The sequence below is a fragment of the Prevotella communis genome (assembly GCF_022024115.1).
Lineage (GTDB): Bacteria > Bacteroidota > Bacteroidia > Bacteroidales > Bacteroidaceae > Prevotella > Prevotella communis.
In genome coordinates, this window is the sequence record NZ_CP091792.1 from 1,660,344 (window position 1) to 1,673,355 (window position 13,012).

Annotated in this window: 9 protein-coding genes; 6 read left to right on the forward strand and 3 right to left on the reverse strand. The window is 50.9% G+C overall.

Annotated features, from left to right (window positions below):
- Positions 1 to 10 precede the first annotated feature (10 nt).
- Positions 11 to 4,366: a translocation/assembly module TamB domain-containing protein gene (locus L6468_RS06600; RefSeq protein WP_237796579.1), complete on the reverse strand. Its 4,356-nt coding sequence runs from the start codon at positions 4,364 to 4,366 to the stop codon at positions 11 to 13.
- 167 nt (positions 4,367 to 4,533) lie between these two features.
- Between L6468_RS06600 and L6468_RS06605 the strand changes: the two genes are divergently transcribed.
- The 6 genes from L6468_RS06605 to nqrF are packed head-to-tail and all read left to right on the forward strand — an operon-like array spanning position 4,534 to position 10,152.
- Positions 4,534 to 5,877, forward strand: coding sequence for a Na(+)-translocating NADH-quinone reductase subunit A (locus L6468_RS06605; RefSeq protein ID WP_091851821.1), 1,344 nt, complete (start codon positions 4,534 to 4,536; stop codon positions 5,875 to 5,877).
- A gap of 5 nt (positions 5,878 to 5,882) precedes the next feature.
- Positions 5,883 to 7,025, forward strand: coding sequence for an NADH:ubiquinone reductase (Na(+)-transporting) subunit B (locus L6468_RS06610; RefSeq protein WP_091851818.1), 1,143 nt, complete (start codon positions 5,883 to 5,885; stop codon positions 7,023 to 7,025).
- A gap of 2 nt (positions 7,026 to 7,027) precedes the next feature.
- A complete protein-coding gene (locus tag L6468_RS06615) occupies positions 7,028 to 7,633 on the forward strand; it encodes an FMN-binding protein (RefSeq protein WP_237796656.1) in 606 nt (201 codons plus the stop codon).
- Between the two features lie 6 nt (positions 7,634 to 7,639).
- The gene (locus L6468_RS06620) at positions 7,640 to 8,248 is read left to right on the forward strand and encodes an NADH:ubiquinone reductase (Na(+)-transporting) subunit D (protein ID WP_091819227.1); all 609 of its coding nucleotides are present in this window, start codon (positions 7,640 to 7,642) and stop codon (positions 8,246 to 8,248) included.
- 3 nt (positions 8,249 to 8,251) lie between these two features.
- Positions 8,252 to 8,875: an NADH:ubiquinone reductase (Na(+)-transporting) subunit E gene (gene nqrE, locus L6468_RS06625; protein ID WP_091819228.1), complete on the forward strand. Its 624-nt coding sequence runs from the start codon at positions 8,252 to 8,254 to the stop codon at positions 8,873 to 8,875.
- Positions 8,876 to 8,889: 14 nt separating this feature from the next.
- A complete protein-coding gene (gene nqrF / locus L6468_RS06630) occupies positions 8,890 to 10,152 on the forward strand; it encodes an NADH:ubiquinone reductase (Na(+)-transporting) subunit F (protein ID WP_091851815.1) in 1,263 nt (420 codons plus the stop codon).
- Between the two features lie 71 nt (positions 10,153 to 10,223).
- Here the strand turns inward: nqrF and L6468_RS06635 are convergent, their stop codons facing one another.
- The gene (locus tag L6468_RS06635) at positions 10,224 to 11,666 is read right to left on the reverse strand and encodes a tagaturonate reductase (protein WP_091851811.1); all 1,443 of its coding nucleotides are present in this window, start codon (positions 11,664 to 11,666) and stop codon (positions 10,224 to 10,226) included.
- Positions 11,667 to 11,699: 33 nt separating this feature from the next.
- Complete coding sequence (pheS, locus tag L6468_RS06640; protein ID WP_091819231.1) at positions 11,700 to 12,758, reverse strand: phenylalanine--tRNA ligase subunit alpha; 1,059 nt, start codon at positions 12,756 to 12,758, stop codon at positions 11,700 to 11,702.
- Between the last annotated feature and the right edge of the window lie 254 nt (positions 12,759 to 13,012).

Below are 13,012 nucleotides of genomic sequence, written 5' to 3' on the forward strand. Positions count from 1 at the left end.
TTAAATTCCGTTATTCCCTCTTCATCTTCCTCCAGTTGAAGAGCTCTCCGATGCCGTTGAAGTCCTTCTTCATAATCAGACCCACACCCTGCGTATTCAGGGAAGAACGGGTGAAATAACGGTCGTTGGTCTGATTATATACCTTTAATGCCAGATTGCCATTAGGGTTCAGCAGATACTGGATATCGAAGTCGCCAATGAAAGAGGTGGTGGTCTGAGTGGCGTTGTCGCGATAGCCGAACTGGCCGTTGATGAGCAGGCGGTTATTGAGCATGCGTCCGCTGACAATACCCTCGTACTCGGCATTATGCCATCCCTCGTCACCCGTAGAGATATTCGCACCAAAGTTCCAGTCGCGCGACTTGATGACCTGCGACAGTACCTCGTTGATCTGGGCAGACACGGTACCCGAGAGGAAAGACTGCATGGCCAGTTGGGTCTGTCCGTATTCCTGCGTCTGTGAGTTATTGGTGCCCTGCGTGTAGAAACGGCCGATACCGAGGAGATAGAGCACCTGCTGGTTCATCTCCTGTTCGCTGGCAATGACAGAGCGGATCATCTGGTTTTCCTCCGCATTCACATTGGGCAGTTCGAAGTCGAAGTCAACATGTGGCGACTCAGGCGTACCCTGGATATTCATCAGACAGTTCACACGGACGGTATTGCTGGCAAAGGAAGTGCCGAGGTTCAGGTCGGACAGCGACACACCATTCACCGTATACTGTGCCTGCAGGTTGAGGTTGGCATGCAGCGGGTCGCCTCCAAAGATGATGGTGCCACCATTCTGGAAGGTGAAGTTCTTCTTGATGATATTCTGGATGGTGATGCCATAGGTTCCACTCTCAACGGTATAGGTACCAAACATATGGAACGGACCTTTGTTGTAGAACGACGCACGGATGCCGCCACTGCCATGGAGCGTGACGTAGTCGTTGGTCTTGGAGTCCATCAGGATGCGGAGCGTACCCTGGGGCGTGGCGTTGATATTGAAGTTGATATAGATATTCGTGGACGAAGCAAGGTCCTCCTCGGTGTCCTCGCTATGACGAGAACGTATGCCGGAATGATCCACCCAGGTGATAAACTCCTGTTGGCTGATGGCGTCGGGGTTGGTGGCATTGTAGGCAAAGACCGACTTGGCCTCGGGGGTTACGGTACAGTTGATTACGACCTCGCCGGGACGTCCGTGGAGGTCGGCAGTACCCGTGGCATAGACCGTACCGCAGACGATGCCGCCATTGAAATCGTCGAAGTCGTAGGCCAGCAGGTTCTCGGCCGTGATATCCACGTCGAAGGTGAAGTCGGAGAAATGGTCGTGGTTGATGCTGCCATTCAGCGTGCCCTGATGTCCCTCTTTGTCGGCTATGGTGCACTGGTTCAGCAGGATGCGGTTGGGAATCAGTCGGACAGTATCTTTCTGAAGCGTGTATGTGGTGTTCAGAGCTGTCACGGTGGCCTTTCCGTCAACGATGAGGTCGCCAGTCAGGTTGAGTTCCGAGAGGGGACCGTAGAGCACCACGTTACCATAGGCATTGCCGCTGACATCGTGCAGGAAGGAAGATGTGAAGGACTGGCAGAACTCGATACTGGTACCTGCTGCCTGGATATTCAGGTTGATATCCTCCCTGACGGGTGAGATATAGCCGTTGATGAAGGTCTTTGACTTTGCCCCGTTGTCGGCAATGGCGTCGATGTCAATCTGCTTTCCGGCCTTATTCCACCTGGCGTTGGCAACCAGCGTGCCCATGCGGCCCGACTGGAAGCGGAACTGATCGACGGTGAGGTCGGTGCTGCCCTCGATATCGTCAAAGACCTGAGAGAGGGTAGCGGTACCCGTGGCCAGACCATCGAAGCTCACGGCATCGAAATCCACCAGGTCGAGGATGTAGGCCACATCCAGTTCCTTGAGGTCGATGGTGATGGCATCGGCAGGCGACTCAGAGGCAACACCATCGATAATCAGGTGCTGGCGCTCATGGTTGATCGTGAAATGATCCACCACGAGGTGCTTGGCTGAATAGAAGATGTCACAGGGCTCGAGATTCCAGGGCTTCTCGCGTACCGTCATCACAGAGGGGAGCACACGGATATGTGCTTCGGCCTTTCCCTGCTCGTTGGCATAGAGTTCGGTAATGGTATTGATGGTACCGCTGGTGGAGTTGACAGGTTCCAGCAAGTTGGCCTTGTTCCAATGGAGCGAGGCAAAGATATGGTTGTCGGCCGCCGAACCATTGAGGTCGATATCCATGTACTCTTCCTCCGCCATCACCTTGGTGAGGTTCGCCTGATAGTTCATGGTGTCGGCCTTGGTAGAGATGCTGATGGTGGAGTTCATATAACGATTACCGTTATAGGTGAACATAGGCAGTTGTCCCTCTACATCCAACAGCTTATGCTTGTCGTCGACAGAGGCTGTCAGCGTCAGCGGACGCTCGATGCTGAGGGGTAAGTTCAGCAGCTTCTGCATCCAGTCAGTATCCGTCATCGTGAGTTCCACCGTGAAGTTATTGTTCGTAGGCTGGGTCGCCTTGGGCAGGTTTGGCAGCGTGGGCATCTTAGAAGCGATATAGTTGATGAAACTCTGGGGAAGGGTGTTCCAGTCGAAATCACCCTTGATATCAGCCTCGCCCATGTCGCCCTTCACATTCACGAAATGCAGATGGTCATCATAGCCCGTCATCACCTCCAGGTTCTTCATGAAATAATAGCTGCCGATGGAGTCGTCGGCCTGCATCTCGAAATCGCTGAGGGTTAAACTGCCCTCTGCGTCATTCAGGTTGTTGGCGATGAAGTCGGCATTGATACAGGCAGAGAAGCGGGTGTTGCCCCATTCGTCGGAGAGGTTGAGCGACTGGGGACGCAGGTCCTTGATGAAGCCCTCCAGTCTGACGGCATACCGGTTGCCCTTGCGCAGTTCGCCCGTGAGGTCGGCAAGGACATTGGGATCGTCCACCTTCAGCGAACCGGCGATATCTCCATGATGATACGTACCGTTTATATTTATATTATGGTAGGGGTAGCTCTTGTATTCTATCAGCGGGATATTGCCTTCGGCCGTGAAACTGTCCTTACTGCCTCTGATACTGATATTGGTGGCAAGCGTACCCAGTTCGTCGTTGTCGAGAATCTTGCCCAACAGGACGGACTCAGTATCCAGATGACCGTCGAACTGCTCGTCTTTATTCATGGAGAATGCGAGAACGATATTACCGACGTCAGAACGGATGTCGGCATTCGTACGGATGGTGCCGGCATCGTCCTTGCTGACATTTCCATCCAGATGGATATCGCCAAGACGCGTCAGTTCATCGGGCAGCCCGTCAAAGGCCTGTTTGCATTGGCTGATGAATGCCTGTGAGATATGGAGGCCGGGCGTAGAGAATGCCCATGTATTATTGCGCATAAAACCTTTTCCCTGAAGCTCAAACGACTTGTCGCTGGTGGTGACGGTCAGGTTGGAACACTCGAAGTTGCTGCCAATGCCCTTCAATGACGTGTGGATGGAGAATGTCTGGGGGAATTCCTTGAGCGCCGGCAACAGACAGGTGATGTCTGCTGGTGTCAAGGCAGATGCATTCACCACGGTCTCGTATTGGATTGTTTCTGCGATATGTTCCTTGTCGTAGGTGGCATGAATGGCATCGATAGTTACCGCGGAATGTGGCATCTGCAGACGGAAATCCTTGAGCTCGGCCTGATGGTCATTGGCCTCCACGGCAAGTGACAGACGGTTGATCTTCAGGCCCGACTGCTCCTTGAAGGTCAGTCGCTTGATGTTGGCATTGAGCGAGTCGGACTGAAACTCCTTCAAGATGATATGAGCGCTGATATCGCTGACCTTCAGGTGACGGGGATTGAAGACCTGCGGCGTCAGAGGCACGTCTCTCTGGTTGTACGCGATACTGGAGTGACGGATGATGAGTGAGTTGATGCGCAGGTTGATATTGCTGGGCTCATCATTGTCCTTAGAGGCCAGTGAGTCGAGAACGAACTGAAAGTTGGGTGCCGCCAGCGAATCTGTTTTATAAAGGTTCGCGTGCGTACCGAAAACTTGGGCTGACGAGATGGAGATACGTCCATAGGTCAGGGGCATGAACTCAATCTTTGCCGTGAGGCGTCCTACACGCAGCATCTCTTCCTGCTGCTGGTCGAGAATCAGCACGTCGTCCAATATTACACGATTGGGGAATCCCAGTTCGACGCGCTCAATCTTCACGTCGGTACCAATCTTTTCCGACAGGATATCTGCTATCTGCTGACCCAGGAAATGTTGGATGAAAGGAAGGTGAATGAGCACAAAAATTAAACCATAGAGAGCCATCAGGCTCCATACGGTCCAGTTGGTTATGTGCTTCAATTTATTCACTTTCTGTAAATTCTACTTGGCAATTATATGTGTTCTTGTCATTTTCGTTGTGCAAATTTAATACAAAAGTTCCGAAATCCGTGTTTTTCCTAACGTTTTTCTTCTCTGTTAACCTAAAAATTATTAATTTTGCAGCCCAAAGAGACAATCAAACCAATTTATTGAATATGGCAAATGTTATTAGGCTACGTAAAGGCTTAGACATTCACCTTCAAGGAAAAGCTGAGGAAACGAAAATGAACCTCAAATCGAACGGGCACTACGCTTTGGTGCCAGACGATTTCGAAGGCGTCGTTCCCAAGGTCGTTGTACGTGAAGGTGACGTTGTCCGAGCCGGGGATGCTTTGTTCGTTAACAAACTCTATCCCGAAGTTCGTTTCGCCTCGCCTGTAAGTGGTAAAGTTACTGCAGTAGAGCGTGGAGATCGCCGTAAGGTGCTTTGCGTAAAGGTAGAGGCCGACAGTCAGCAACAGTATGTGGATTTTGGCAAGAAGGATGTGGCCGCAATGGACGCTAAGGCCGTTGTTGATGCCCTTCTTGAGGCAGGTCTCTTTGGTTTCATCAACCAGCTGCCTTACGCCATCTCTACGAACCCGTCCGTGATGCCGAAGGCTATCTTCGTGTCAGCCCTGCGCGACAAGCCCCTGGCTGGCAGTTTTGAGTTTGAGGTAAAGGGTCAGGAGGCAGATTTCCAGACCGGTCTTACCGCACTCTCAAAGATCGCCAAGACGTATCTGGGTGTAGGCGTTGACTCTAGTCTGGAGAACATGAAGGACGTGGAGGTTAACGTGTTCAAGGGCAAGTGTCCTGCCGGTAACGTAGGCGTACAGGTCAACAACATCGACCCAGTCAACAAGGGTGAGGTGGTATGGACCATTGGTGACCCCTCTGTGGTGCTCTTTATCGGACGCCTGTTTAACACGGGTAAGGTGAACCTGACACGTACGGTGGCACTCTGCGGTAGTGAGGTGAAAAAGCCCTGCTACGTGGATATGCTCGTTGGTGAGGAACTCTCTACGCTGCTTTCCAACAGCTATGATGCTGATCACTCCGTACGTATTATCAATGGTAACGTACTGACAGGCCGTATCACTTCGAAGGATGGCTTCCTGGGTGCTCACACCTCAGAGATTACCGTGATTCCCGAGGGTGACGATAACAACGAGCTGCTGGGATGGATCATGCCCCGCTTCGGTCAGTTCTCTGTAAACCGCAGCTACTTCTCATGGCTCTTCGGCAAGAAGGCTTATGCGCTGGATGCCCGTGTGAAGGGTGGTGAGCGCCACATGATTATGAGTGGTGAGTACGACAAGGTGCTGCCTATGGATATCTATGGTGAATACCTCATTAAGGCTATCATCGCCGGCGACATCGACAAGATGGAGCAGTTGGGTATCTACGAGGTGTCTCCCGAGGACTTTGCCCTGGCTGAGTTTGTTGACTCTTCTAAGTTGGAACTCCAGCGCATTGTTCGTGAAGGATTGAATAATTTACGTAAAGAAAACGCATAACGACGATGAAAGCATTAAGAAATTATCTCGATAAGATAAAGCCCGCCTTCGAGAAGGAAGGTAAGCTTCACGCTTTCCGTAGCGTATTTGATGGTTTTGAGACTTTCCTCTTCGTGCCCAATACAACAGCGAAGAAGGGTGTGCATATCCACGACGCTATCGACTCGAAACGCATTATGAGTATGGTGGTCATCGCTTTGATGCCTGCTTTACTGTTTGGTATGTATAATGTTGGTTATCAGAATGCTATCGCATCAGGACTGAACGCTTCATTCATGGATATGTTCCTCTTTGGTGCCCTGGCTGTGATGCCAAAGATTCTGGTTTCCTATATCGTTGGTCTGGGCATTGAGTTTGCTTGGGCACAATGGAAAAATGAGGAGATTCAGGAGGGTTACCTCGTATCAGGTATCCTCATTCCCCTGATTGTTCCTGTGAACCTGCCTCTGTGGATGCTGGCTATCGCCGTTGCCTTTGCCGTGATTATCGGTAAGGAGATCTTCGGTGGTACGGGTATGAACATCTTCAACCCCGCACTCTTGGCTCGTGCTTTCCTCTTCTTTGCTTATCCTCAGAAAATGACTGGCGACCAGGCATGGATTGCCGACAGTCCTATCTTCGGTTTCGGTGGTCAGGTGCCCGATGGCTTCTCTGGTGCTACACCTCTGGCCAACCTGGCCGACTACAATTTCACGATGGATGCCGTTTACGGACTGATTCCCGGTTCAATCGGTGAGACTTCTGTAATTGCCATCGCCATTGGTGCCGTTATCCTGCTCTGCACGGGTATTGCTTCATGGAAGACCATGATTAGCGTCTTCGCCGGTGGTATCCTGACAGCCCTGCTGTTCGAGAGCCTTGATATGACACCTATCCACTGGTATGAGCACATTGCCCTGGGTGGTTTCTGCTTTGGTGCTGTATTCATGGCTACCGACCCTGTTACCTCATGCCGCACCGAGTGTGGTAAGTGGTTCTACGGTTTCCTGATTGGTGTCGTTGCCATCGTGGTCCGCGTGATGAACCCCGGTTTCCCCGAGGGCATGATGCTGGCTATCCTGCTGATGAATATGTTTGCTCCTGCTATCGACTACTTCGTGGTTGACCGCAATATCTCAAAACGTTTGAAGAGAGGAGGTACAAAATGAAACTGAATACAAATTCCAATACGTACATTATTATATATAGTACGATCATGGTGGTCATCGTGGCCTTCCTGTTGGCTTTCGTCTCTCAGACCCTGAAGCCCATGCAGGATGCTAACGTAGCCCTCGACACTGAGAAGCAGATCCTGAACTCGCTGAACCTGCGTGGCCTGAGCGATGAAGAGGCACACGCTACCTACGAGAAGATTGTGGCTTTCGATGAGACACAGAATGTTTATGTTTGCACACTCGAGAATGGCGACGTGAAATACGTGCTTCCCCTGAAGGGTCAGGGCATGTGGGGCGGCATCAGCTGCTTCCTGGCTATCGATAGTGACAAGAACACCGTATATGGTGCTTATTTCAACCACGAGAGCGAGACTGCCGGACTTGGTGCTGAGATTAAGGACAATGCCGATTGGCAGGCAAAGTTCCAGGGTAAGAAGATCTTTGCTGATGGCGATGATTCAAAGATTGCCTTGAGCGTTGTGAAGGCTGTCAACGACGAGACAACGGTTGACGCTGTGACTGGTGCCACCGTTACCTCTACAGCTGTGAGCAAGATGCTGCAGGACCAGTTGGCCAAGTATATGGACTTTTTAAAGAACTAACGAACTATGGCATTATTTAGTAAGCAAAATAAAGAGGCTTTCACCAATCCGTTGAACCTCGACCACCCGATACTTGTTCAGGTGTTGGGTATCTGCTCGGCACTTGCTGTGACCAGTCAGTTGAAGCCTGCCATTGTGATGGGTCTCGCTGTAACCGTTATCACGGCTTTTGCCAACGTGATTATCTCCATCTTGCGTAACACCATTCCTACTCGTATCCGTATCGTGGTACAGTTGGTTGTTGTGGCTGCTCTGGTGACTATCGTTTCTCAGATTCTGAAGGCTTTTGTCTATGACGTCAGCGTACAGCTCTCAGTCTATGTGGGTCTGATTATCACCAACTGTATTCTGATGGGACGTCTGGAGGCTTTTGCCATGCAGAACAAGCCCTGGCCTTCATTCCTCGACGGTGTGGGCAACGGTATCGGCTACGCCATGATTCTGATTATCGTGGGTGCCGTACGCGAGTTCTTCGGACGCGGTTCGCTGCTGGGCTTCCAGATTATTGATTGCAAGGACTTTAACAACGGCATGATGACGATGCCTGCCATGGCGCTGATCCTCGTGGGAATCGTTATCTGGGTACACCGTGCTTATTTTTATAAGGAGAAGTAAATTATGGAACACGCAATATCATTATTCTTCCGTTCGATTTTTGTCGACAACATGATTTTTGCTTTCTTCCTGGGCATGTGTTCGTTCCTTGCCGTTTCGAAGAATGTGAAGACTTCATTGGGACTGGGACTGGCAGTTACCTTCGTGCTGTTTGTTACCGTACCTGTTGACTATCTGCTCCAGACCAAGGTGCTCTCTGAGAATGGTATCTTCGGTATGGACCTCTCATATCTTTCGTTCATCCTGTTTATCGCCGTTATCGCCGGTATTGTGCAGTTGGTCGAGATGATTGTGGAGAAATACTCACCATCGCTCTATGCAGCCCTGGGTATCTTCCTGCCTCTGATTGCCGTAAACTGCGCCATCATGGGTGCCTCGCTCTTCATGCAGCAGCGCATCCTGCTGGACCCCAGCGAGACAAAGGCTATCACCAGCATTGGTGACGCTGTGGTCTATGCGCTCGGTTCCGGTATTGGCTGGACCCTGGCTATCGTGGCTATGGGTGCCATTCGTGAGAAGATGCAGTATAGCGACGTGCCCAAGCCTCTGCAGGGCCTCGGCATCACGTTTATTACTGTGGGTTTGATGGCTATGGCCATGATGTGTTTTAGTGGACTTAAAATCTAAGGAGGGCGACAGTTATGTTTATAGTAAATAGTATTATCGTTTTCCTGGTGACGATCATCGCTATCGTCATCATCCTGCTCGTAGCGAAGAAATATCTATCGCCCAGCGGCAATGTGAATATCACCGTGAATGGTGACCGTGTGCTCAACGTGCCTCAGGGTAATAACCTGATGGCTACACTCAACGAGAACGGCATCTTCCTGCCTTCTGCCTGTGGTGGTAAGGCCAGTTGCGGACAATGTAAGGTTCAGGTGCTTGAAGGTGGTGGCGAGATCCTGGATTCAGAGAAGCCTCACTTCACACGTAAGCAGATTAAGGACCACTGGCGCCTGGGTTGCCAATGCAAGGTGAAGGGCGACCTGAAGATTCATGTTGACGAGTCTATCCTGGGTGTTAAGGAGTACGAGTGTACCGTTATCTCTAACAAGAACGTGGCTACCTTTATCAAGGAGTTCAAGGTACAGCTGCCTGCTGGTGCCCACATGGACTTCCTGCCTGGTTCCTACGCTCAGATCCGTATTCCTAAGTTTGACTGCATCGACTACGATAAGGACTTCGACAAGTCTCTGATTGGCGACGAGTATCTGCCCGCATGGGAGAAGTTCGGTTTGTTCCCACTCAAGTGTAAGAACCCCGAGGACACCATCCGTGCTTACTCTATGGCCAACTATCCTGCTGAGGGCGACGTGTTCATGTTGACCGTACGTATCGCTACGCCTCCGTTCAAGGCCGATCGCAGTGGCTTCATGGATGTGAACCCTGGTATCGCTTCATCTTATATCTTCTCGCTGAAACCCGGTGACAAGGTGATTATGAGCGGTCCCTTCGGTGACTTCCACCCACACTTTGACTCTAAGAAGGAGATGATCTGGGTTGGTGGTGGTGCCGGTATGGCTCCTCTGCGTGCACAGATCATGCATATGACGAAGACGCTGCACACCACCGATCGCGAGATGCACTACTTCTATGGTGCCCGTGCGCTCAATGAGGTGTTCTACCTGGAAGACTTCCTCGGACTGGAGAAGGAGTTCCCCAACTTCCACTTCCATCTGGCTCTGGACCGTCCAGATCCTGCTGCCGATGCTGCTGGCGTGAAGTATACTCCAGGCTTCGTACACAACGTGATGTACGAGACCTACCTGAAGGACCACGAGGCTCCCGAGGATATCGAGTACTATATGTGCGGTCCTGGCCCTATGTCAAAGGCCGTTGTCTCTATGCTCGACTCGCTTGGCGTAGATCCCGAGAGTATCATGTACGATAACTTCGGTGGATAACCAGAATACAGACACAAAAATAAGGCGCTTCAAAACGAAGCGCCTTATTTGTTTTATGATCCTTATCAGGTTTACAGGATTGTCTTCACAGCCTCCAGCATACCCTTAGCCTGGATGAGGTCAAGGAACTGCTTTACCAGAGCGTTCAGACCAGCAACCTTGTTCAGGTCTTCCTGCCAGATGAACTCTGCACCCAGCACACCGTCGGTCACCTTCTGAGTATCACCGGTAGCCCAGAGCTCTTTCAGCAGGTCCATAATCTTCTGGTCGTCGTTAGGTGTGATTTCTGCACCGTCGAAACGCTTGCCACCCTTATAGTAGGTGATGATGGCAGCCAGACCGAATACCAAGCCCTTAGGCAGTTCGCCCTTGCGAGCCAGATAGGTCTTTACTCCGGGCAGGTCGCGAGCCTGGAACTTGGGGAATGAGTTCAGCATGATGCTGGTAACCTGATGATCTACGAATGGGTTGTCGAAGCGCTCCAGCACGTCGCCGGCAAACTTCTCCAGCTCGTCCATAGGCAGGTCGAGTGTCTGCATCAGTTCCTCGAACTGTACCTTGTGGATATATTTTCCGATAACCTCGTGGTTGCAAGCATCACGTACGATGTTCACGCCACTAAGATAAGCTACAGGGCTCAATACGGTGTGAGGACCATTCAGCAGGGTCACCTTACGCTTGTGGTAGGGCTCTTCTGAAGGAACGAACAGCACGTGCAGTCCGGCCTTGTCTGCAGGGAACTCCTGAGCTACTTCCTTTGGAGCCTCGATAACCCAGAGGTGGAAGTTCTCGGCCTGTACAACGAGGTTGTCACGATAGCCAACCTTCTCCTGAATCTCAGCAATCTCCTTGCGGGGGAAGCCTGGAACGATACGGTCTACGAGGGTAGCGTAAACGCCGCAAGACTCCTCGAACCATTTCTTGAAGCCCTCAGGCAACTGCCACAACTCGATGTATTTCTCGATGCAATCCTTCAGCACGTGACCATTCAGGAAAATCAGCTCACAGGGGAAAATGATAAGTCCCTTGGTGGGGTCGCCGTTGAAGGTCTGGTAACGACGGTACAACAGCTGAACCAGTTTACCGGGATAGCTGCTGGCTGGTTTGTCGTCCAACTTACAAGCGGGGTCGAAAGCGATACCGGCCTCTGTGGTATTAGAAATCACAAAACGAATCTCGGGCTGGTCAGCCAGTGCCATGAAGGCATCGTTCTGAGAGTAGGGATTCAGGGCACGACTGATAACGTCGATGCGCTCCAGGGTGTTTACGGGCTTACCGTTCTCACGGCCCTGCAGATTGACGTGATACAGACAGTCCTGACCGTTGAGCCAGTCTACCATACCGCGTTCGATGGGCTGAACGACTACGACACTACCATTGAAATTGGTCTTCTGGTCCATGTTCCAGATAATCCAATCTACAAAAGCACGAAGGAAGTTACCTTCACCAAACTGAATCACCTTTTCAGGCATCACGCTCTTAGGAGCGAATTTTTTGTTTAACGGTTTTAACATAGCGTTGTTTGTTTTAGAATTATGTTTTTAAAATTAGTCAGCTGCTTGGAATTCTTCCAGGAAACGGGTATCGTTCTCAGAGAACATACGGAGGTCTGATACACGATATTTCAGGTTGGTGATACGCTCTACACCCATACCGAAGGCATAGCCGCTATACTCCTTAGAGTCGATACCGCATTGCTCCAGTACGTTAGGATCCACCATACCACAACCCAGAATCTCTACCCATCCGGTGTGCTTACAGAAACCGCAACCCTCGCCACCGCAGATGAAGCAAGAGATATCCATCTCTGCGCTGGGCTCAGTGAATGGGAAGTATGAAGGACGCAGACGAATCTTTGTGTCGGCGCCAAACATCTCGCGGGCAAACGACAGCAGTACCTGCTTCAGGTCGGTAAACGACACATTCTTGTCGATATACAGACCCTCTACCTGATGGAAGAAACAGTGGGCACGGGCTGTGATAGCCTCGTTACGATAAACGCGACCCGGACAGATCACGCGGATGGGACCGGTCAGTTTGCCGTCCTCAGTATGCATGTTCTCCATCACACGAGCCTGTACGCTACTGGTGTGTGAGCGGAGCAGAATATTCTTGGTCACATCATTGGGATGCTGCGATACGAAGAAGGTGTCCTGCATATCGCGTGCGGGGTGATCGGCAGCAAAGTTCATACGGGTGAACACATGCAGGTCGTCCTCTACCTCGGGACCGTCGGCCAGCACGAATCCCATGCGACTGAAGATATCGATAATCTCGTTGGTCACAATGGTCAGGGGGTGGCGTGTACCCAACTGGATGGGGTAGGGCGTGCGTGTCAGGTCGATGGCTTCGTCGCCAGACTCCTGTGTGGTGCATGCCTCGCGCAGGGCGTTGATACGGTCTGTGATGCGCTGTTTCAGCTCGTTGATTTTCATGCCCACCTCTTTCTTCTGTTCTGCGGGCACGTTGCGGAAGTCCTTCATCAGCTCGTTCAGTTCACCATTCTTACTCAGGTACTTCAGTCGGAGCTTCTCTACTTCCTCAGCATTCTTTGCCTCCAGCGAGTCAACCTGCTGAAGGAGTTCGTTTATCTTTTCAAGTATCATTTTATATATAAAATTGCAATTTGTGTGCAAAGGTAACTAATTTAATTGAAAATTGATAATTGAAAATTGAAAATTTTGCTGCCGCACACCCAAAAAGTGCAGACGGTTGATAAAAAATTCCTATTATGCAACAAAAGCAGTATCAGAATCAGAATGGAGAGCTGGACACGGGAAACTAAAAAAACAGAGATTTCCAAACCTCTACGCGTACCGTGAACATATATGTACGCAAAGAAAGTTTGAAAATCTATGTT

Bases quoted from the DNA above. Each gene is read 5' to 3' on its own strand.
- L6468_RS06605 (WP_091851821.1), top strand. From the start codon at position 4,534: ATGGCAAATGTTATTAGGCTACGTAAAGGCTTAGACATTCACCTTCAA.
- L6468_RS06610 (WP_091851818.1), top strand. From the start codon at position 5,883: ATGAAAGCATTAAGAAATTATCTCGATAAGATAAAGCCCGCCTTCGAG.
- L6468_RS06620 (WP_091819227.1), top strand. From the start codon at position 7,640: ATGGCATTATTTAGTAAGCAAAATAAAGAGGCTTTCACCAATCCGTTG.
- nqrE (WP_091819228.1), top strand. From the start codon at position 8,252: ATGGAACACGCAATATCATTATTCTTCCGTTCGATTTTTGTCGACAAC.
- nqrF (WP_091851815.1), top strand. From the start codon at position 8,890: ATGTTTATAGTAAATAGTATTATCGTTTTCCTGGTGACGATCATCGCT.
- L6468_RS06635 (WP_091851811.1), bottom strand. From the start codon at position 11,666: ATGTTAAAACCGTTAAACAAAAAATTCGCTCCTAAGAGCGTGATGCCT.
- pheS (WP_091819231.1), bottom strand. From the start codon at position 12,758: ATGATACTTGAAAAGATAAACGAACTCCTTCAGCAGGTTGACTCGCTG.